General features: G+C 64.5%; 23 protein-coding genes. 11 read left to right on the forward strand and 12 right to left on the reverse strand.

The window, feature by feature from the left end:
• Positions 1 to 14: 14 nt before the first annotated feature.
• From ACQ7HM_RS10450 to ACQ7HM_RS10460, 3 genes are read right to left on the reverse strand one after another with little or no spacing between them, the layout of a single operon-like run.
• Positions 15 to 3,248 carry a helicase-related protein gene (locus ACQ7HM_RS10450; protein WP_434216190.1) on the reverse strand — a complete coding sequence of 1,078 codons (3,234 nt, stop codon included), beginning with the start codon at positions 3,246 to 3,248 and terminating at the stop codon, positions 15 to 17.
• On the reverse strand, positions 3,241 to 5,013 hold the full coding sequence (locus tag ACQ7HM_RS10455; RefSeq protein ID WP_434216191.1) for a phospholipase D family protein: 1,773 nt from the start codon (positions 5,011 to 5,013) through the stop codon (positions 3,241 to 3,243). The genes ACQ7HM_RS10450 and ACQ7HM_RS10455 overlap by 8 nt, the downstream gene beginning before the upstream one ends.
• Positions 5,000 to 6,193 carry a DUF6361 family protein gene (locus ACQ7HM_RS10460; protein ID WP_434216192.1) on the reverse strand — a complete coding sequence of 398 codons (1,194 nt, stop codon included), beginning with the start codon at positions 6,191 to 6,193 and terminating at the stop codon, positions 5,000 to 5,002. The genes ACQ7HM_RS10455 and ACQ7HM_RS10460 overlap by 14 nt, the downstream gene beginning before the upstream one ends.
• Before the next feature lie 102 nt (positions 6,194 to 6,295).
• Between ACQ7HM_RS10460 and ACQ7HM_RS10465 the strand changes: the two genes are divergently transcribed.
• Genes ACQ7HM_RS10465 through ACQ7HM_RS10475 form a run of 3 tightly spaced genes read left to right on the forward strand, consistent with a single transcriptional unit; the run spans position 6,296 to position 8,427 of the window.
• The gene (locus ACQ7HM_RS10465; RefSeq protein WP_434216193.1) at positions 6,296 to 6,988 is read left to right on the forward strand and encodes a heme peroxidase; all 693 of its coding nucleotides are present in this window, start codon (positions 6,296 to 6,298) and stop codon (positions 6,986 to 6,988) included.
• 28 nt (positions 6,989 to 7,016) lie between these two features.
• Positions 7,017 to 8,006 carry a hypothetical protein gene (locus tag ACQ7HM_RS10470; RefSeq protein ID WP_434216194.1) on the forward strand — a complete coding sequence of 330 codons (990 nt, stop codon included), beginning with the start codon at positions 7,017 to 7,019 and terminating at the stop codon, positions 8,004 to 8,006.
• Positions 7,999 to 8,427 carry a hypothetical protein gene (locus ACQ7HM_RS10475; protein ID WP_434216195.1) on the forward strand — a complete coding sequence of 143 codons (429 nt, stop codon included), beginning with the start codon at positions 7,999 to 8,001 and terminating at the stop codon, positions 8,425 to 8,427. The genes ACQ7HM_RS10470 and ACQ7HM_RS10475 overlap by 8 nt, the downstream gene beginning before the upstream one ends.
• A 541-nt stretch (positions 8,428 to 8,968) precedes the next feature.
• Here the strand turns inward: ACQ7HM_RS10475 and ACQ7HM_RS10480 are convergent.
• From ACQ7HM_RS10480 to ACQ7HM_RS10490, 3 genes are all read right to left on the reverse strand, one after another.
• The gene (locus tag ACQ7HM_RS10480) at positions 8,969 to 9,868 is read right to left on the reverse strand and encodes an HNH endonuclease (RefSeq protein ID WP_434216196.1); all 900 of its coding nucleotides are present in this window, start codon (positions 9,866 to 9,868) and stop codon (positions 8,969 to 8,971) included.
• Between the two features lie 134 nt (positions 9,869 to 10,002).
• Positions 10,003 to 10,305, reverse strand: coding sequence for a hypothetical protein (locus ACQ7HM_RS10485; protein WP_434216197.1), 303 nt, complete (start codon positions 10,303 to 10,305; stop codon positions 10,003 to 10,005).
• A gap of 424 nt (positions 10,306 to 10,729) precedes the next feature.
• Positions 10,730 to 11,353, reverse strand: a complete 624-nt coding sequence (locus ACQ7HM_RS10490; RefSeq protein WP_434216198.1) for an SOUL family heme-binding protein — start codon at positions 11,351 to 11,353, stop codon at positions 10,730 to 10,732.
• A 274-nt stretch (positions 11,354 to 11,627) separates the two neighbouring features.
• On the opposite strand from ACQ7HM_RS10490, the gene ACQ7HM_RS10495 reads away from it, so the two are divergent.
• From ACQ7HM_RS10495 to ACQ7HM_RS10510, 4 genes are all read left to right on the forward strand, one after another.
• Positions 11,628 to 11,990 carry a hypothetical protein gene (locus ACQ7HM_RS10495; RefSeq protein WP_434216199.1) on the forward strand — a complete coding sequence of 121 codons (363 nt, stop codon included), beginning with the start codon at positions 11,628 to 11,630 and terminating at the stop codon, positions 11,988 to 11,990.
• Positions 11,991 to 12,101: 111 nt separating this feature from the next.
• Complete coding sequence (locus ACQ7HM_RS10500) at positions 12,102 to 12,944, forward strand: hypothetical protein (protein ID WP_434216414.1); 843 nt, start codon at positions 12,102 to 12,104, stop codon at positions 12,942 to 12,944.
• 22 nt (positions 12,945 to 12,966) lie between these two features.
• Positions 12,967 to 13,296, forward strand: a complete 330-nt coding sequence (locus ACQ7HM_RS10505) for a TY-Chap domain-containing protein (RefSeq protein WP_434216404.1) — start codon at positions 12,967 to 12,969, stop codon at positions 13,294 to 13,296.
• Positions 13,297 to 13,309: 13 nt separating this feature from the next.
• Positions 13,310 to 13,483, forward strand: coding sequence for a hypothetical protein (locus tag ACQ7HM_RS10510; protein WP_434216200.1), 174 nt, complete (start codon positions 13,310 to 13,312; stop codon positions 13,481 to 13,483).
• 40 nt (positions 13,484 to 13,523) lie between these two features.
• Here ACQ7HM_RS10510 and ACQ7HM_RS10515 read toward each other — a convergent pair whose 3' ends face one another.
• Positions 13,524 to 13,904: a helix-turn-helix domain-containing protein gene (locus ACQ7HM_RS10515; protein WP_434216201.1), complete on the reverse strand. Its 381-nt coding sequence runs from the start codon at positions 13,902 to 13,904 to the stop codon at positions 13,524 to 13,526.
• 190 nt (positions 13,905 to 14,094) lie between these two features.
• Between ACQ7HM_RS10515 and ACQ7HM_RS10520 the strand changes: the two genes are divergently transcribed.
• The 4 genes from ACQ7HM_RS10520 (at position 14,095) to ACQ7HM_RS10535 (ending at position 16,979) form a co-directional block, all read left to right on the forward strand.
• Positions 14,095 to 15,372, forward strand: coding sequence for an amidase domain-containing protein (locus ACQ7HM_RS10520; RefSeq protein ID WP_434216202.1), 1,278 nt, complete (start codon positions 14,095 to 14,097; stop codon positions 15,370 to 15,372).
• Positions 15,373 to 15,380: 8 nt separating this feature from the next.
• The gene (locus ACQ7HM_RS10525) at positions 15,381 to 15,743 is read left to right on the forward strand and encodes a hypothetical protein (protein WP_434216203.1); all 363 of its coding nucleotides are present in this window, start codon (positions 15,381 to 15,383) and stop codon (positions 15,741 to 15,743) included.
• Between the two features lie 10 nt (positions 15,744 to 15,753).
• Positions 15,754 to 16,080: a hypothetical protein gene (locus tag ACQ7HM_RS10530; RefSeq protein ID WP_434216204.1), complete on the forward strand. Its 327-nt coding sequence runs from the start codon at positions 15,754 to 15,756 to the stop codon at positions 16,078 to 16,080.
• 95 nt (positions 16,081 to 16,175) lie between these two features.
• Positions 16,176 to 16,979, forward strand: coding sequence for an RsiV family protein (locus ACQ7HM_RS10535; protein ID WP_434216205.1), 804 nt, complete (start codon positions 16,176 to 16,178; stop codon positions 16,977 to 16,979).
• A gap of 12 nt (positions 16,980 to 16,991) precedes the next feature.
• Here ACQ7HM_RS10535 and ACQ7HM_RS10540 read toward each other — a convergent pair whose 3' ends face one another.
• From ACQ7HM_RS10540 to ACQ7HM_RS10560, 5 genes are all read right to left on the reverse strand, one after another.
• On the reverse strand, positions 16,992 to 17,618 hold the full coding sequence (locus tag ACQ7HM_RS10540) for a hypothetical protein (protein ID WP_434216206.1): 627 nt from the start codon (positions 17,616 to 17,618) through the stop codon (positions 16,992 to 16,994).
• 70 nt (positions 17,619 to 17,688) lie between these two features.
• Entirely contained in the window at positions 17,689 to 18,450 is a 762-nt protein-coding gene (locus ACQ7HM_RS10545) for an SIR2 family NAD-dependent protein deacylase (protein ID WP_434216207.1), read from the reverse strand.
• Positions 18,447 to 18,737: a hypothetical protein gene (locus ACQ7HM_RS10550; protein WP_434216208.1), complete on the reverse strand. Its 291-nt coding sequence runs from the start codon at positions 18,735 to 18,737 to the stop codon at positions 18,447 to 18,449. Before ACQ7HM_RS10550 ends, ACQ7HM_RS10545 begins: the two co-directional genes overlap by 4 nt.
• Positions 18,738 to 18,836: 99 nt before the next feature.
• Complete coding sequence (locus ACQ7HM_RS10555; protein ID WP_434216209.1) at positions 18,837 to 19,271, reverse strand: YbaB/EbfC family nucleoid-associated protein; 435 nt, start codon at positions 19,269 to 19,271, stop codon at positions 18,837 to 18,839.
• 2 nt (positions 19,272 to 19,273) lie between these two features.
• Positions 19,274 to 20,020, reverse strand: coding sequence for a hypothetical protein (locus ACQ7HM_RS10560; protein WP_434216210.1), 747 nt, complete (start codon positions 20,018 to 20,020; stop codon positions 19,274 to 19,276).
• Positions 20,021 to 20,083: the final 63 nt, after the last annotated feature.

Below are 20,083 nucleotides of genomic sequence, written 5' to 3' on the forward strand. Positions count from 1 at the left end.
TCCGAGTGGCTGCATCAGGTCGCGCCCGAGGGGCGCAAGTCGACCCGCCATTGACTGGCGTCTGATTCACTCACACCAGCTGCAGCCATCAGCTCCATCAAGTCTTCCTGCCGCGGCTGCCCAAAAGCTAGTCTGTACAATGCGACTCGCTCATGGGTGCGCCTTAGCCGCGCAGCGTCGATGCTCAACTGATACGGCATGACATCGCGTGCCACAGACGCCGGCCCCGGGTAGACCCACTCAGGTGCAAGACCCGGCACATCCGAGTGCGGGGCGTTTTCGCCGGCGAGTCGGTACGCCTCCTGCCAGGGATTATTGGCACCCAGAATCTTTCGACTGAATTGGTGCGCGATGTTTTTGCGCACCGCGTGGCCCCGGAACCGGTTGACACGGCCGTCGCGCTGTTCGAAGTCGACTGGGTTGGTCGGCACATTCCAGTGCACCAGGTTGTGGCACCACGGATGAAAGTCGATCCCCTCTTGGCCGACGCTCGTCGAGACGAGTACGAACGGCCAGAAGGGCGAGTTAAACGCGTCTCGGATCTCCGACGGCCTCGCAGACTCCTCGCTCTCCCTTGCCCCGCCGTAGCGCATCGCGAAGCGATTCGAGAAGTCGATGTCCTGCTCCTCCAGCGGGTCCTTCGCCTTGTAGGCGGCCGGGGTTACCTTCAACGCGCTCGCGGCGTGCCAGGCAAACTTGATCAGGGCAGCATCGTCGAACGCCGCGTCACCCTCCACCTGCACCAGGTGGAAGAGGTACTCGTCGAGCACAGCCTGAAGATTGCCGTCAGCGCAGTACTGCAAAACGCGCTGCCAGTAGGGGGTGGCTGAGCCGTACAGCTGGTCCAGCAGGAGTGCGGAATCCCAGCGGTTGAACAACGCTCGCAGGCCGGAGGCCAAGATGGCTGCAGCGCGCCATCGGCCTCCGTTTGTCACTGCCGAATCGTCGACGGAGAGCCGGCCGAAGGAACGCCATGCGCAGTTGGCGGGCGAATGCATCGCGAGACGCGCCGTCTGCGCCGCCAACCCGGGTGGCACCGCCCGCACGTCGAGCGTCGCCCTACCGCGATGAACAGCCCACGCCTCGGTGACGTATTCGTCGATGGCCGTACCCTGGTCGCGCCGATCGTCCTCCTGTTCAACACCTTTTGACGCCGCCCGGCCGGCGATGGCGTCGGCAACGGTGATCGCCTGATGACTCGCATCGACGATCACTGCGGACAACGCCTCGTCGAGGATGCCGTCGCTGAGCGCGAGTGGCCACTGCCAGGTCAACGCAGACAGCTCACTCGCTCCCGACTCGTGGACGTCGCGTCCGAGCCGGCTTTGCAGATCGCCGGCAATCCTCGACTCCGCGAGTTCGCGATTGAACGGTTGCCCAGCAACGCCTGCTCGCTGCAGCGGGTCTGCCATGTCCGCCAACCCCGGTAGCGGAAAGAAGGGAAGAAATCCGGCCATCGCGCTGAGCCGATCGCCGGACCTTCGGAACTGAATACGCTGCGACACACTATCTCGGTTTTCGACCGTGACTTTGGGGGTCCGCGACTGGTCGGGGCGGGCGATACGTCGGCTCGCGTCGTGGCTGACCAAAGAAGCCACCGCGGTGGGTGTCGCAGTCCACGACGAGAAGACAAGCTTCTTCGTTATGCTCGCCACGTCGGGAGACGCGAATGGTCCGCCGGGCTTCAGATACGGCAGCGAAGGCGGCATCCACAGCAGCGACTGCCATCCCTTCCCGGTCGTCTCGTCGAGAAGCGTTTGGAGACGCGGATTGTCGACCGGAAGCTCGTCGAAACGGTCGACCGCCGCAGGGTCCAGTCGTCGGAGGGATGCGACCATCTCCTTCAGTTCCTCGTCGCCGGCGTCGAGCTGTTTCCGTACTCTGTCGCCGATCTTGTAGGCCTCCCAGAAGTGCACGAGCTCGGGCACGGACTTCCAGATGTCCATCGGCAAATTGCTGTCGACGTGCTTGGCGATCTTCGACATGGCCAAGAACTGGGCTGCTGCGTCGGCGCTGATCGCGGGGGCCTTAAATTCGCGCTCCTGGACCATGGATTCGCGAGACTTCGTCGGCCGTTCGGTTCGGCACATGAGCTGGAGAAGCTCACCGCGGATGCGATCGCGCAGCTCGGCGGGGTCGGTCCGAGTTTTCACCGACTGCCGGTACTCAGCCAGCAGCTTCTCGATCCCGGCTGCGGGCTCCCCTGCCTTCTCGTGCGCGAGGAACTCCAGGACGCCGAGGAACTCTGACTGGTGTGTCGAGCCATCCTGGCTGAGATTGTCTATCGGCTTGTACGGCGTGGCCGAGAGCAGCAGGACCTTGGCGTGCTCGAAGGTGAACAGGTCGTGTGCCAGCTCGGCGATGGGATTCTCCGCGTCGAGTAGCTCGGTGAATCGCTGGAACTCGTCGAGGATGATTAAATCCGGCTCAAGCGCATCCACCGACGCGCGTGCCAGGGTGCGGCGTAGCTCGCTGTGAAGCTGAGACACCTCACTGGACGCGGCCGGCACCTTGGACTTCCCCGCGGTCTGCTCGACGAACGCGGTGAACCGGTCGACCAGCGAACCGTTGTCCGCGGCCGGCTGCGATGCCATCTTCCAGAACCTGTCGACGATCTCCGCGTCGAGCTTGCCGGCACCATGCCCGGGCGCTGCGCCCAGTTGGTATTCAAAGTTGGTGACCGCCTGCTTGAAGCGCTCCATGGTCCCGACCCCGCCCTGCAGCAATCGCAACGACGCCGTTTCGTACTTGCCCTTCAATACCAATCGGTCTCGAAAGATGATGTGCAGCAACGCTCGTTCGCGACTGGTGCCGCCGCGCCACCCCTTGTCGGGAAAGGCGGTCTTCGGAGTGAGAGAGACCAGGTTGACAGGCTTGCCTGCGGACCGGTCGCCGTTCTTGAGCTTGTCAGTCTCGGCAGCGAGCAGGCTGAGACGGGTGGAGAGCGACGCCTCGTTGCCGAGGATGTCTAGCTTTTTCACGTTCTGCCGGGCGACGTCGGCGTTCGAGCAGATGTAGACAACGTCGATGCGGTCCACGCCAGGTTCGTCCTGCAATGCCTCGATGGCGCTCGCAATCACGCCGCGGGCGACCATCGTCTTGCCCAGTCCGGTCTCGTCGGCCACGAGAAAGCGCTTCCCCGACTTGCTGCGGTACAGGATGTCGACGACGTGGTCGACCGTTGCACGCTGGAACGGACGCAGCTTCGCCAGATACGGCTCGGCGCGAAACGTGGTGTTGTCAGGCATGGGCGGGCACCTCGATGTCGGCGGCGGCAGAGATGGCAGCCCACAGATCCGGGAAGCCGTCGGGGAGGACGTTGTGGGGGTCGCCGCGCTGGATGATGCTAGTGACCACTCCGGCGAGACGCTCGAGACTCTCCGGGCTCAGGGTCGCTGCCTTGAGGAGCTGTTCGAAGAGTCCGTTCTCCAAGACGTGCCACTTCCCTGCTCCACCGGCTGACTCCCCCTCTCCGCCCTCGGTCTCCTCGGTCGGCGCGCCGAAGGCGAGGAGCAGGGATAGGAACCGACGGAAGTCGTTGGGGTTGTTGATCTCGTTGGTGACGATGGAATCCATTCGGCCCGGAACATCTTTGATCAGGTGGCATTTCACGATGGTCGCGCTTTGACGGCCCCCGGCGTCGCTGGCGACGATCACGACGAATGCCGTCACGTCGGACAGGGCGAGCCCGCCGAACGCGACGTCAATCGGAACTCCGGGGTTCAGCTCAGTGGCCGTTGACTTGTCGGTGTAGAGCGACATCGCGACGGTGACATCGGGCTTCGATGGCACTGGCTCGCGGCTGACGACTCGCAGGTCGTAGGCCTCGTTGTCGCCGGTGAGCACCGCTTGCAGTTCCATCGATGCGATCGCCCTGATGTGCGCGTCCAGCGCGACTTGCGCCTCGTTGTCGACGGTCTCGCCAGCTCCGGCAGTCGTCTCCTCCAGGATCGGGAGCAAGCCGTCCTTGCTGAGGAAGCGGTCGACGCCGAGAGCAGTTGCGCCACCGGTCAACTCGACGAGGATTTCGACGTTGCCGTTCAACGCCTTGTACGTCGCGTTCGCTGATCCGATGAAGAGGTGAGCGTTTCTCGCCCGCTCGACGCAGTAGAGCTTTGCGTGCAGTCCCGACAGTGCCGCTGACCCGGTGGACTCTTCGTCCTCGGCCGGGATACCCGCTGTCGGGGACAGCACGTACGGGGTGGTGATCCACTCGGCGTTGTCCTTCGACAACCCGTCGAGAGCTTCCTGCCTGGACACGACGGTCACGTTCTTCGAATCGTTGGGCACCAGCTCGGCGAAGCCATCGTCGGTGAGAAATGGCGAGATGATCAGGTGCTTGTAGCCGGTGAAGTCGATCTTTGGCCGCGGCCGACCGGGAAGGCCGAAGGCGTGGAACTCCAGAGAGTTCGCCCCCTTCGGTAGCTCCCACTCGACGTAGCGGATCTCGTCGGCAAGTGCTGTCAGCCGTGTTCGTCTACTCGCCGGCAGAGGCACCGTCACCTGCTCGGGCAGGAAGCGAACGAAGTCGGCGATCGGCCTGTTCGAGGCCTTGGGCGTGGTCATCACCCACCCCTCGAGCGCGACCGCGACGTCCCAGGACTTGCTACGGCTCAGGTTGCGACTCAAGACCAGCATCCGCATGCGGGTGAGGTTGTTGGGGTCCTCGTAGCGAGCGATCCACACCTTCGGGTGAAAGAGGAAGCCATTTGCCGGACGCACGCCGTGGACAGCGGGCTCGAGCAGAGTGTGGAGCCGCGAACGCGTGCCTGAGACGTTGATCTGACCGAGCTGATGGAAGATGTCGATCTTGCCGATGCTCGCCTGCACCGCGGCGATTGTCTCGAGTCGGTCAGCGGAGTCGGCTGCAGCACTGCGGGAGAGCGCGAGCGACGGGAGCAGAGCGCTGTCGAGATCGAGGGTGAATGTTGTTCCGACGACGTGTGTCACCGAGTAGCCGGGCGGCGGCTCGAGCTTCTTCAGTAGCGTCGTTCGACTGTCAGGCGGGAGCATGCCCGAGGCCCTCCCGGATGTCGGTCACCAGCGTCTGCACGGTCGGCCATCGGTACGCGAGGCGGTTGGCGCCTGACGCACCCGACCACTGCTTGATGAGGTTGTCTGTGCGGAGGCGTGACTGCTCGCCCTTGTTCTGATGTTCACGCTTGGCGATCAACGTGCGTAGAGGCTCCGACTCGGAGGCCTGCGCAGCGCGTCCGGCACGAACCTCGTCGATCCATGTCTGGACGAAGAGTCGGGTCCCGCCCGGGATCGGCGTGTTCCGATCCGCCTCGGCGGCGCGCCAGAACTCGGCCAGGTCCCAGGTGCTCAGTGCATTTACATCGTCAGCGATTTCAGCCGCCCAGTCCTCGAGTCGCTCCGCGTAGTACGGGGCCCACGGCTCGTCGGGCTCGACCAGGCCGTCGTACTTCTGCGCCAGCAGTAGGTTGTAGAGCAGCGAGGCGCCCTCCATGGCGAGGGAGAAGAGCCGGGCGTGTTCCACCAGCGCCTGCAGTTCCGGACTCGCGGTTGCGAGCGCGGGATGCTCCCAGGGCCAGACGATGGAGTCGATGTCCGCGTCGAGGCCGGACCGCAGGATGTGCGCGAGGTAGGACGTCGGCTTGGTGGTCAGCACTCGCTCCTGGAGCCACCGGGCTTCCTCGGTGGAGAGCGCGAAGCCATCGTCGACCGTCTTCGGGAAGCCGGGCGGCGGCTCGACGCTGACGTTCCACCCGGTCGGACTGCCGGGCAACTCCCCGCGGATACCCAGGTTTGCGAGTGCCGACCAGTAGATGTTCGAGGGCAGTGTCGCGACGCTCGCGCCGGCGACGCGCCCGATCAGTCCTTTGGTGTGGCCGGACTTCTTCATCGTCTCGATGAGCGCCCGCTCCTGGTCACGCGCCTTCGACGTCGCCTGCGTACCGGAGTACTTGCCGGCCGCGGCCGCGTAGATCCACGGGATGAACAGGAAGTACCGCGCACGGGTGTGAACCGTCGATGTCGCAGGGAACAGGCGGTCGGCCAGGCTGTCGCGCACCTGGCCGATCCCGATGTCATCGAGTGTCGAGCTGTCGGAGAAGAGCTTGACGATTTCTCGCATCTGCCGCTCTTCGTCCGGGGACGTGTCCAACCAGGCAATATCCGACAACAGCAATCCCCTCGAAAGTTCGGCGAGCAAACCGATACTGCCAGACATGCGTACACGGGCGGGTAGCGATCGCTATATTTGCCCAAAGCGATCGCTGCCGGGTTTGTCGGACCTCTCTGCGATGGTGTCGCAGAACGAAAGGGGGTCGCCGTGTCTGGAGCAACCGATCTCGACAAGCTCGCAGGGGCATGCCGCGACCAGCTGGGTCCGCAGTCAGAGTGGTTCCGGCCCAACGGGTATCCGGACAGCCTTGCGTTGTGCATCATCGACTCGATTCAGTCAACTGGTGCGCACTACAACAGCGTGCTGAACGTCGTGAACCGCTACCGCGAGCTACGGGCCGACGCCGCTGCCACCGACGGCACCGCGGAACTCCTGGCGTCGTTCGATCAGCTCGGTGGGGCCCGTAATTGGGCCAAGAAAGTCGGCAACTTCAAGGCGGCATCCACTAAGCGGGGCGCCTCGCTGAAGGCCGACGTCATGCACGATGTCGCCCAGAAGCTCCACGACGCGGGGATCCGGATGTCGGCTCAGTTCCGCGAGCACGGTGAGTTGGCTGCCGGCAACGAAGATCGCCGCGCCGCGCTGAAGAAGCTCTGGACGTCGGCCGAAGCACAACGGTCCGGAATCACCTTTGAGTACGCGCTGATGCTCGCCGGGCTTCCCGGCGTGAAGTCCGATCGCATGGTGCTTCGCTTTGTCTCGACGGCTATCGGTCGTTCCGATCTGACGCCTACCACCTGCGCAACGCTCGTTCGTGACGCCGCAGACCACCTCGGCGTCGACGCCACCACTCTCGACCACGCCATCTGGCGCAAAGCTTCTGGCCGCGCAAACAACTGACGTTCTAGTACCAACGAAAGAGACTAATATGCCTTTACCACTCATCGCTGCGGCGATCATCGTGGCCGGCGGCGCCACCGGCGGTGGCGGACTCGCCCTCGGCGGCAAAGGCGCACTCGACATGAAGCGGGCGCGCAAAGACCTCCAGGCGGCGATCGTTCGGTACGAAGACAGCCGCAAGAAAAGTGAAGCGCGTGCCACAGTGACCAACCAACGCCTGACCGATTACGGCAGCCAGCAAGAGGACGCCATCGAGAAGGTTCTGCTACGTCTCGCCGACTTCATGCGGCGGAACGCCCGCTCGATCAAAGAAAACGAGCGAATTCTGACCGATGGCCTGGATGTGACTGTCGGAGTCGTCAACACCACAACAGGTCCTGTGATCGACTTCGGCGGAATCCTGGGCGGAATCGTTGGGGCATTCACCGCCGGTGCAGGGACGTCGGCGGCCGTCACCGGAACAGTTGGCGCTCTCGCCTCAGCGAGCACAGGCGCAGCAATATCCGGGCTCAGCGGTGCAGCCGCTCAAGGTGCGACCCTCGCGTGGCTCGGCGGCGGCAGCCTGGCAACGGGCGGCGGAGGAATGGCGCTCGGCGCCACCGTGCTCAATGTCGTAACGGTTGGACCAGCGCTCCTGGTCGGCGGACTGGTCCTGAAGGGTAAGGGCAAGCAAGCCGTTACGGAGGCGAAGTCGAAGGTTGCTTCGATCGACATCGCCATTGCCGAGGCCGACCTCCTAGCCGCCCGACTCGACGCGATCGAAGCACGCGTCGATGAACTCAGCGGTGTTCTCGCAGATTTGACGTCGCGGGCGGTCGTCGCGCTCGACGAGCTTGAATCCGAAGACTTCGACCCGACTGCGCACGCTCCCCGATTCCAGCGCTGCGTTCTCCTAGCGCAAGGCGTTCGGGACGTCGCGGCGACGAAGGTGCTCGACGACGAAGGCGATCTCACCGACGAGAGCGCCACCATCGCGGTGAAATACCGCACGATGACCAAGGAGACCATCGATGGCTGAACGCAAAGTTTACGAGGGAACTGTTGTCCCACCCGCGATGAAGGCAGTGTCTGCGCTCGACGGCTTCAACGCCCTCAAGCAGGTCGTGGATGCCGCGCAGGAGTGCGTCACGATCCACGCGACCGAGTCGACAAAGCAGGAACAGATCCGTGCATCGCGCGATACCGAGATTGCGCGGATCAAGGCCGGCGAGAACGTCCTTCGAAACTACTTCGCGCTCGTCTTCGCGGACCGTAAGAACACGATCGACCAGATGTTCACCCGCCTCGACACCGCCCTCGAGTCCGGCGATCCAGCGGTCATCAAGACGGTTGTCGACAGCGTTGTCGACATTGCGAAGTCGTCGCCCATCGCCGACATGGGCGACCTCAGCCAAGTTCGTGCAGCCCTCGATGACCCGGACCACGTCTGGGAACTTTAGTATTTCGAAGAAGGCGGAGGCGAAAGTTGGGTTCGTGGGACGAGGAGCGGGCGAAGCTGCGGCAATTCTTTCCGCAGCAACCGACAGAACACAGCTCGAAAACTCGAAAAAGTTCGGCCACACCGGCACCGGTGAAACGTCGCGAGACGCTTGGCGATGAGAAGTCTTCTGAACGCAAGCGCAGAAGGAAGTCAAAACCGCGCACGAAGGGAACCGCGTCTAACAGTTTAGACAGGCCTTTGACGTTACAGCTACGAGACGTCCGCATCGAGGTGGAGGCGCTGCGGTGGGAGGTTCGTCGCACCGGCATTACTCCGGATAGCGCAAATAGACAACAGACCCTTATGGCACGGGAGAATAAGCTGCTTGCGGCCATCGAAGCTGGCACGACAACTGCCCGGCGGCGGTCGCGCCATCAGCACCGATCGCCCGAAAAGCCAACAACGTCGCATAGTGGCGGCGGGAGCAGTGTGATCTCGATTCGCTCCGGCGGGCTTAGACAGACTAGAGGTCGTCACCGCTAACGCGGCGACGCTGCATATCAGCTCGCCGCGTTGAACCGCTCAAACGCCGCCGCCAGCAGCTCTTTGTCGGGTTGCTCGACACGCTTTGACGGTAGAACCATCAGCCGCTGGCCGTGGCGCTCCTTCAGCCCGTACTGCAGCATCGGACCATCAATCTCGGTCAACAAATCTGAGCGAATCTCCACCTTCAACGAAGACGGCTCGATTCCGAGAATGCTCGAATCGAACGCCGCGTGATGAATCTTGCACATCGAAAGACCATTACGCACCGCTGCGATTCCCTCCGGCTCCGAGTCGGGAACAATATGGGCGGCATCTAGAAGTTCAGCGTGCCCGAGCGCGCAAACTGCGCATCGGCTCCGATAAGCACGCATCACCGACGCGCGAAATACGGGCTGGTGCAGCCGGCGCCGAACCTCTGCCACCACATACTTGCGTAAATGCTCCTCTATCGGAGAACCCGTCGTCACCAATTCTCGAACGCCGTCAGTCACGAGCAGGAATTGGTGGCGGTCCGGTTCCTCGTCGAACACGTAAAGCGGGAATATGGGCTTGTACTGCGCAATTCCCACGCCAAAGAACCAAATAAGCGGCTCTCGCTCTTCAAGCGCCCGACGAAGCGCGATGTTCTCGGGGTGCCCGGGGTCAGTACCGCGCCACTTGTAACGGATTAGTCCGTCGGAGCCGGCTGTGTCTTCGTACGGCCTCTCATATCCCTCTGGCCTGTAGACGGTACGGATAGACAGAGCGCTGTCAAACTGCCGCGGCTTCCGAATGCCGCGCTGAGCATCCATTAAGCGAAATGGCTCACCACGAAACCGAAACTCGAGAAGGTCCTCTGAGGTCAGGATCGCGTCACCGTCATTCGAACGGACCCGCAGCCAGTCCATAGCGTCAATGCGCAGCTGCGCCTGCACCGATAAAGACCAACTAGTGTCCATTCACCGAAAACCCTTAAATGAGGTCTGACGCGACTTCAACAAAAAGGTCCCTTTCGACCAGATTTCCACGTTTGGTCCAGCACAATGGTATCGGTAGTTCGTTGCTTAATTCAGCTCGCCTGGCGGCGAATAGCTGCCTCGATCGCCGCCACGCCTTCGCCAACGTCGCCAACAGTACCGAAGTCTTCTAGAACCAATAGAGGATTGCCCAGACTATCCTGTGAGTAAAACTTCAGACGCCAGTTTAGTCGGGCGCCTTCGCTGATGACATCGCCGAATATTGCGACAGGGTCAGCCGGAATAACAATTGAGGCTACAGAATCCTTCGTGTCGAAGTGCCATTTAAAATCGCCGGCGAACTCACCCTCAACCGTTTCGCCGTCCTCAGGATCTACAAACCGAAAAGTCATCATCACGCAATGATGCAACACACCTCAGTTCGGCAGCGTCCCGGGTGGCAGTAACCCAGAGTGTGTCGCCGTCCGTTGCAACGACGGTTATGGGCTTGCCGTCAAGTCCACAACCGTCGGAAGGCGTTCGAAGTCCTTTCCGCAGGCTAGTGCGGTCCTCAGACCTCGGGTGGCCTTAGCTGGATCCGATCGGCGTCTTGAAAAATCGCAGACTGCGCGAATGAAAGCGAATCTGCACTTACCAAACCATCGAAACCGGGGTCACGATGGGAGTTCGGGCGATGCGCTCAACCCGCTGGGTGAACTTGCGCTTCAGGCCCCGACACAGCATCCGTGGCCGCGGCTAACGGGCTCAGGTCCGGCGCCGACTCAATTACGCGCGACGAAAGGATTTGGGCTGCAACAGGCATGCCAGTGCACCCAACGCTCAGTCGCACTCGACGATCGGGACGACCACTTCGTTGCGACGTCGGAAGGGCAGGGTCCAGGGCGGGTCGTAGAACCAGCTGACGGGTTCGCCCGCCGTCTCGACACCCTTCGCCGACAGCACATCGAGCAGTTCCTTCGTCTTCGCCGCGACCGCCTGGGAACTCCGAGAGCCGGTGAAAAGCACAGCGGCAACCGATTCCTCGGCCACCTCGACGAGCCGGACGCTATCGTCATTCGGGATCGGCAGAGTGTTCATGGTCCACTTCGACGGCATGAAGAACCGGATGACCCAACCGTTCTCGTCGCTCGACGTCGACACCGGCGCGGTCATCGCGATCTTCTGACCCTTCGACGAACCCTGGCTGACCGGGGCGGTCATGGCGACCTTCTCCCCCGCCTGATTGCCGCCGAAGATGTAGCCGGCCAAACGCCGGAAGCCGTCCGACCGCGCCTTCTCCTCGTCAGCACCCTGCACCGTGGTCTCGGCCGCGATCCGCGGACCGTACCGCCGGATCTCTACCGCGTTCGTCAGCGTCGTCGTGGTGTGCGACGGCTCCTCGGTTAGCACACGAACCCCCACGATCCCCAGTGCGGCATCGGCAACCTGCTCGACAACATTCACGACTCTCGACAACACGTCAGCTCGTCCCCTCAGTTGCGTTCGATATGCGATTCCTTCGACTGGTGAACGCTCGAGGCCCCTACTTGCGTCCCGCGCGCGCCGGCCGGGGGAACTTTAGACGTCTCGAGGACATCTCAAAGCCGACTCGCGGCGGCCGACAGCTGCCCCACAACCAGGAGCGAGAACCGGCGCCGACATGCACGCGACGGGCGATCCTGGGTCACCCCCACAGCCTCATCGCCGACGGGTAAATGCCCTCTGGTGGGGCACGGCGTTGCTCTCCACACCCATCGCGGTCGCCCTGCAGGCCCACATCACCACCGGCGCAATGGCGCTCGCGCCCGAGGTGAAACGGCACTGCGCCGAAACGCGATCAGCCGTTGACCTCCTCGCGCTCGACTCGATCGTGATGATCCTGGTCGCGTTCGCCGGCCTTTCTGCCACTGCCGTAGCAGTTCTCGCGGCGCGGCCGGCCACCCGTATCTCGGCGATCGTCCTGGCCGGCCTGCACGCGGTGCATTGTGTGATTGCCTGGTACGGCTTCGCGCACCGACACGACACGATCGTCCCGTTCTGTGGAGGACGGCGCATGCTCACTCCCGACGGTGGCCCGATCGCTGTCGGACCCGTGATCTAACCTGCAGGTGAACGGTGGTTCTTCCACCGAGTGCGGGTCCGCGATCGCCGATCCGACGGCCCCGATCCATCCGCTGACGACCGGGCCGCGTCAGCAATCAAGGAGGTCACCATGACCGACCAACTGACGAATCTCGAGGCGGAGTGGAGCGGATTCGCCTCCACCCTCACCCGTCGCATCGAGCGACTGAACCACGAGGAATTCGTGTTCATCGTCCCCGCCGACGGCGAGGCGGCCGACGGGCTGCGGATTCGCCAGCTATCCGCAGTCGGGTGGCGACTCGTCGGACCACGATCCGCCGACGACGCCACCATCCTTCCGCCGATGCTCCGAGCCGATCGGATCATCTGCGAGTCCGGGTGCGCCGGCGAATTGGCGTCGACCGTCGTCGACATCGCCCGATACACCTGGCTGCTCTCCGAGCCCGACGACATCGCCGGCATCGGTGGAGAATTCGTCAGCTCTGAGGCGTCGCTACCCGTCAGACTCGGTCCCGCTGCGTTGCGTGCCCGCATTCGTGACGACCTCGCGGCCTTCGCGGGCGGAGCTCCCGTCATCGGTTCTGATGCCGTGATCACGATCCCCGGCGCCGACTTCCCGACGTCGGTGGCGGTCTCGATGCGGGCACCGCAGGTCGACATCTTCGCGCGCGTGATCACCGACCTCCCGGCCGCTGTGTCAGCGCCGACGCTCGCCCGGCTCCTCGGTCCGAAATCTCATGGCATCACCCTCGTCATCAGCAACGGCGACCTCTACGCCGCAACGTTCTACCCGTGCGACGGGATCTACAAGTACCTCTACCTCGGCTGGTACCTCGCGCGATGGTTCGAGTTCCTGGACGACGGCCTGCCCGCATTGCGGCAGGCGCTGGGTATCGACGGCCCCGGCCGGCCACTCGCAGCCCCCGACGGTCGACCTCGCGACCGCGCAGGCGTGGGAGGACTACATCGATGAGCTCGCAGGCGATCTCGACGCCCTGCGCCCCGGACAGCATCTCACCGTTGCGCAATCGAGCGAAAACACCGAGGGTCCACACGGATCGGTCGTGGTGACCACCTCGCCGCGAGACCAGCGCGTGGCCTGCATCGACATCACCACGCTGCATCCCGACGCAGAGTGCCGAGACGAGCAGAGGGAACTACTTGTCGAGGCAGGGTGGGCGGGCACCGAGACCAGCCTCACGTGCTCCCATGAGGACTCAGAAGCGTTGGCACGCAGCATCGTCGACGACGCATTCATCGCGACCTGGGATGTGGTACACCCGGCATTCCTCGCAGCGACAGCGGTCTCGCAGCGCAAGCCATGACCGCAGGAGCCCGGTGGCACAGCGCGATGATGTCGACAGGCGCGAGGGCCAACGAGTGCGTGATGCCGGCACCCTTTCCGACGCGCTGGCGGTGGTCTATCTCGACACACTCGCACCGCTCACAGCGACGTTGACGGGCCGCGAACAGGCGCATCCCGCCTCACACGAGGAGTCTGACCACAAGTGATCTCGTGCAACGTCGCGGTGAATTCGCGACCGCTCGGTCGTCAGGTCCTCTTGCTCTGAGCGCGCATCCCTGGCTTCTTCGCCATCGCCACGGCCAGCTCATCGGAGAGCCTCGCACTGTCGGCCGCAGCACGGTTGGCGGTGGCGAACGCGCGGATGATCGAATCGACCGCCGCGCGCTGTTCGTTCGTCATCAGGTCGGCCGCTGCGGGCGGGGTGTACGGCTCGAGCTGCGCCCAGGCCGCGTCGATCCACCCGCCCACCTCGCGTGCCGGCTTCCCCAACGCTTCAGCGAGCTGGGTCACGACATCCTTCGTCGGCCCTTTGACATTCTGCCCCTTCACGATCCGCGAGATCGTCGAGACGTGGATGCCGGTCGCCTCCGACAATCGGTTCATGCTCGGCGTGTCCCACGGGCTCACGAATCCCGCCTCGGTCAGCGCCGTCGCCCATGGCTCCGGTATTCCATGCTTCAAGTTCATGAGTTGTAGCTTGTCTCACGTCGTGCGCAAAATCAAGAGAAGTTCGCCGATCACGGTTGAACTCGATCGACGGGTTGCGGGTCGGCTACCATCACGGCGTCAATCCGAGCCCGGGGACAAGGAGGACTGCGTGGTCACCTTCGCGCAACTACGCGACGCGAAACCCGCTCAGTTCCAAGCGGTTGCCGACGATCTGCTCGCCGCGGCCAAGGACTCCGAGGAGTCGGCGAACGCCATCCACGCCAACGGTCGCAGGAAGCTCGAGGACTCCTGGAAAGACGAACTGGGCGCCGCAGTCCGCGACTCGTTGGCCACAGCGGCCGACAAGTTCGACGTGATGGCCATCCTGAACCGGTCGGCGGCCGCTGCTCTCGACACTTTGCAGGACGCCGTCGAATTGGCGCAGCGAGAGTTGACGTCGGCGGTCTCGTACGCCACTGCGAACTCACTGACCGTCGACGAGAACGGAACCGTGAACCTCCCGCCGACGGTCGCCGCGGGTGACCTCGCACGCCTGCAGTCGGTGCAGACCGAGGCGCAGAGCCTAATCACGGATGCAGTGGAGGCAGCCACCCAAGCCGACGGGCTCGCCGAGCAATCGATGACGTCGTTGAGGGTCGACCCCGATACGACCTCTCAGGACTCGGCGCGCGCGAAGCAGTCCGACGCCGTGGAGGCATCGATTGCCATGCTGCGCGACACCCTCCCCCACGGACAATCACCCGAAGCCGTCGAACGGTGGTGGAACGGACTCTCCGACAATCAGCGGACGACCTTGGAGAACGCGGTACCGATCGACGTCTACGACCTGCCCGGCATCCCCGCCTCGGTACGAACGAGCCTGGAGGCAAACGAGAACGGGTACAACCGCATCGCCTTCCTGAAATACGCACGCGATCATGTGAACGACGAGTCCATCGACGTGTTCGACAACAACTGTGCCAATTATGTGTCGAACGGACTTCTCAGCGCCGGCCTCGACGAGAAGGGCACGTTCACCACCGACGACGACGGCTGGGGACGATCGGCCGCCGGCGACTGGAACTGGAAGACACCGGACCTGCCCGGGATCCCATCGGTGCAAGGCATCAGCCACACCGACTCCTGGTACAACGCCAACGCTCAGCGGGAGTTCTTCCAGAACAACGGCGGTGCCACCGTGAGCGCAAAGGACGCGCAACCCGGTGACGTCGCGTATTGGAACTACAACGACGGACCGGGCGGAGAACCTGACGGCGAATCGCACCATGCCGCCATCGTCACCTCCGTCCTCCCTGACGGTGAAGCGGTCTATTCGCAGCACACACCCAGCGCGGAGAACTATTCCGTCCAGGGCCGTCTCCCCGAGGGCGAGCAATCTGAGGGCGACCAGGATGTCGTTTTCGTGCGGCCGCGACAGGGCTGGTGAGCACACGCATGACCAGTGCCGTCACCGCGACTCGCACGCGACTCGCTCTGGCCGTGGCAGCGATCGCGACAGCAGCCGCAGCCGTCCTCTACGGCGCGCAGATCGCTGCGGCGATCTCCGTGCGCGATGAGATGCGCCGCACCTGCGATCCGCACCCACCGCTGCAGATCGCGCAGTACTTCTGGGTGACGATGCTGCTCTCCGCGGTTGGCGTCGTAGCGGCCATCGTCGTCCTTGCCTCCACCCGCCGACGACTCACGCTGTTCGCCGGAGTTGTGCTGCTGCTGACGTGCGGTCTGCTGTTCCTGCTCGGCTGGTACGGCTTCTCAGCGCGCAACGACACCCTCGGACCCCTGTGCAGCAACTTGTGAGGAAACTACTGTGACGCAACCGTTCTCGGACATCGACCCCGACAAGGTGGCGCAGGCAGGCAGCCAGATCACCGCTGACGCCGACACTGCAGCGGCTGCGATCGCCGGACGCTATGACAGCGCCGCACCCGCGGCCGCAGCGAACCCGGGTTTCGCCGCCGGTTCGGCGACGTCGGCGTACTGCTCGATGATGGAATCCGAAACGCGCGATGCGGTTGCTGCGTTACGCGAGATGGGCCAACGCATCGTCTCCGACGCCACCAGGATCGGCAGCGCTGACAAGCAAGCGAGCGATTCCCTGAACCGCGTCGTCGACGCCCTCCAGGGGCTGACCTGACCTTCGCCGGGCGCATGACGCCGCGGCGCTCGGAACTGCAGCTCACGCACCACCCGACCTCGACCGTTGGGGGCAGAAAAGCGCACACTTGTTCCATGACATCTGCGCGCGCCTCCGGCTACCTTGCTGCTGCAGCTCTGCTGACGATGAGCCTGGCATCGTGTTCCAGCACTGACGGCACTGCAACACCCGCACCGTCGACGCGGGTTGTCACGGTCACGGCGTCGCCCAGCGCGTCACCCGGCTCGGCGACGCCGTCCACCACGACAGCCACCAGCAGTCCGTATACCGCGACCAGCGCTCGCATCACCGGAGCGAACCAGCGCGCCACCTGGGACGTCACCATCCCGCAGCTCTCCGGCGGCACGCCTGCCGTCACCGCCGAGTTCAACCAGTCGATGCGGGCGGCGCTCCAGGACCAGATCGACGCGCAGTACGACCCGCCCTTCGGCTTCACGCTCAGCAACGGGTATGCGAAGGGGCCGTTCCACATCGGCGGGCGCGTGATCAGTGCCGAGCAGATCACCGGCTGGATCGCCAACCCACCCGGCGCACATGGAGACTCGCTGATCTCGACGGTCACCATCAACGCCGACAACGCGAAGCCGATCACCCTCCAAGATGCGTTCGGCAACCTCGACTCCGGTCTGCAACGACTGTCGTCGGAAGCCGCGAAGATCCTGCCGACCACCACCGCCGGCCCCAGCTACGTCCGCGAGGGCATGGCCCCCACGCTCACCAACTACGCGAACTGGACCGCGTCGCCCGAGGGCATGCGCATCCACTTCGGCGACTACCAGGTGGGTGCCTACGCCGCGGGCCTGATCACCATCACCGTCCCGTGGTCGGCGCTGTCGGATGTGCTGGCCCCTGGCATGCAGGACGTGCTGAGCAGCTGACGAGCGGCGGCGCTACTCGAGCCGATCAGCGACGAGAGACGTCAGTCTGCAGAAGTCATCGGGCACCGGCGCCTCGGGTTGGGTGAGCGACGCGGTGAGGATGCCCACCGAGGCCCCGCCCTGGACGTAGGCCCTCACCGACGTGGAATCAGAATCGCCTGTCGGCGAGCGGAATCGGGTACGGACTCGTATGACCGTGGCGTCGCGAGGGCAACCTGCCGGGGTCGACAGGATCGATGAGATCGAGTCGAGCGACTCGGTGTCGGTCTGCTGCCGATAGGAAGAACATCTCCGGACGACTCCGACCGTGTCGGACACCGATTCACCGCCGGTGACAATCGATTGCGCGAAGGTGGGTGCGGTCTCGTCCTTCGGAACAGCGAGCACACCGACTGTGGTGGAACGTAATTCACGGGCGGCCTGGTCAGCGACCACCTGCCCGCACTCCGCAGGCGTCGTCGTACCGCCGATGCCGGACGGCGCTGTATTCGACAGACGCGACACCTGGTAACCGGACGGAAAGTTGTCGGCAGTGAGAAAGGGACCGTCGGACGTCGGCGCATCGTCGCCGCGGCCCCAGATCGCGGTCGCAACGGCCGCGACAGCAATGATCACCGTGACGATCAGTGCGAATCGCATGCGACGCGGCGTCATGATGTGTTCCCTCCCGTGCACCGTGCCCCTCTCGGCACCCCGTCCACGGTAGTCGTCAGGGAGCGACGGCCTCGACGATCGCCGGCAGCGCGACGGCCGCGGTGGATCGCACCGTGATGTCGCAGGCGTCGGACAGGTCCGTCTCGTGCGGGTTGATCTCGACGATCGTCGCGCCGGCCGCTCGGGCGATGTGCGGCAGGCCGGCCGCGGGGTAGACCACGCCCGAGGTGCCCACCAGCAGGAACACGTCGCACGCCTCGGCGCGGGCGGTGGCCTCGGCGAACGCGTTCTGCGGCAACGACTCCCCGAACCACACGACGCCGGGGCGCACGAGACCTCCACACCCGCATTCGGGTGGGTCGAGGCGGTCGGTGTCGAGATCGACCACCTCGGCATCGTGCGACCGGCCGCAGGTGTCGCACCGACAGGTGAACAGACTGCCGTGGACGTGGACCACGTCGGTGCTGCCCGCGCGCTCGTGGAGGTCGTCGACGTTCTGGGTCACGACTCGCACGTCGGAGGCTCGCGCCCATGAGGCGAGCGCATGATGTCCGGCGTTGGGTTCGACCGCGGTGACCATGGCGCGTCGTCGCTGATACCAGGCCCACACCAGCGCCGGGTCGTCCTCCCACGCCTCCGGGGTCGCCAGCGTCATCGGGTCGTACCGCGCCCACAGTCCCGTCTGCACATCGCGAAACGTGGGCACTCCGCTCTCTGCGGACATGCCGGCGCCGGTGAGAACGGTGACCGTCTGCGCACCTGCGAGCGCGTCGACGACCTTCTGCACGCCGCCGGCCTCACCCAGCGGGCCGGTCAACAGCCTCCGCCGGAATCCCCGCCACCCGAGCCGCTGTCACCCGACCCGCAGGACCCACCGTCGAAACCACCGGAACCGCCGTCGAACCATCCGCCGCCGTCTCCCCCACCGCCGAGATAACCGACGCGACCACCGATGCCCGATGACGACGAGCGCTTGTAGATCGGCGTGATGCCCCCACGACCGGGTCGCTGCGCAGGTTGCTCGGACTGCTCACCGCGGGTCTGTTTCACCAACACAGCCACACCGAGCACGAACGCACTGAGCACCAGAATCGCCACCAGCATGATCGATCCTCCTCGTTCGGGGTCCGTCGATTGTCGCGCGGTCAGACGCGACAGGCCAGCAAAACGTTCAGGCCGCCGAGCCCTCAGCCGGCCGAAACGTCACCACGCCCCGCGGTCGTGACGCGGCCGGACACGTTCCTCGGCAGCAGGATCCGCGATCGACGCCGTCACCGACGAGGTGAGATCGGCGAGACCGGGAACGTTGGCCAGCTCGGAAGCGATATTCGAGATGCCGGTGACCTCGCGGATCTCTGCGGTCTTCACCGCGACCTCCCGCTGTGCGATGGCGGCAGCCTCCTGGGTGGTCTCGGTGATCGCCGCAGCGAGACCGCGGGCACCGACTTCGGCGTGCGCCTCGGGGTCGATCTCGATCTTGATCACGACACCGGTCGCGTTGACCCACACCTCCACGAGGCGATCGTGCGACAGGGCGCTGGCGGTGATGGCCAACGCCTCACGCTGCAGCGCACCGACCTGCTCGATCATCTCGCCGAGGTGGGCGTAGGTCTCGTCGACGTTCTCGGGGCTCGTCATGGTCAGCCCGTCACGCGCTTCGCGGCGGCGTCGACGACCGTCGAGAACAGTGACTTGTCCGGGGCAGCGCCACCGAGGACGTTGCCGACCTGGACGGTCATGGTGCCGCCGGGCACGGGGATCAGGGCGATGAGCACCGTCGACGACCGCGTGCCGGCACCGGGGATCTGCGTCTGGGTGTTCTGCTGCACGGTGAGCGCGTCGTCGATGCCGGGGACCTCGACGCCGGCGTCCTCGGTCTGCACGGTGGCGGTGAACGACTGACCGCTCACCGACGACGTCAGCTCGTAGGAGGCACAGTCGCCCAGGTTGTATTTCTTGAAGTTGCTGAGCGAGGCGTTCTTGTTCGACGCGGGGTTGACCGCCGAGATGATCGATGTGCCCGCAGAGGGGTTGGTGAACAACGCCTTCGGGGAGTTCGCGGCGTCGTCGGAAGACAGGCCGGACAGGTCGGGCTGGCACGACGACGGCGTGATCTTGGCGCTCTTCGTCGCGTCGATCACCGATCCGCTGAGATCACCCGCACCCGCCGGCACCTGTAGCGCGGTGAAACCGACCGGCACATCGGACTGCTGCAGCAGGTAGCTCGACAGCGGCTTGCCGTCGGTCTGCGCGGTCGCACCGGCCGCCGCGCCACCCTGCTCACCGGCGCCGGACGGAAGCGCTGTGGTGCCGTCGGACGAACATCCCGCGAGCACCCCCACACAGGCCGCGACACCGGCGATCGCACCGATGGTCTTCGTGTTCATCGTGACTCCTGAGGCTGCCGGTCGAAAGTACGGATTCGAGCGTGAGGTTACCCGAGCGCACGA

Origin of the sequence: Williamsia sp. MIQD14 (assembly GCF_051025635.1) — a bacterium.
Classification (GTDB): Bacteria; Actinomycetota; Actinomycetes; order Mycobacteriales; family Mycobacteriaceae; genus Williamsia_A.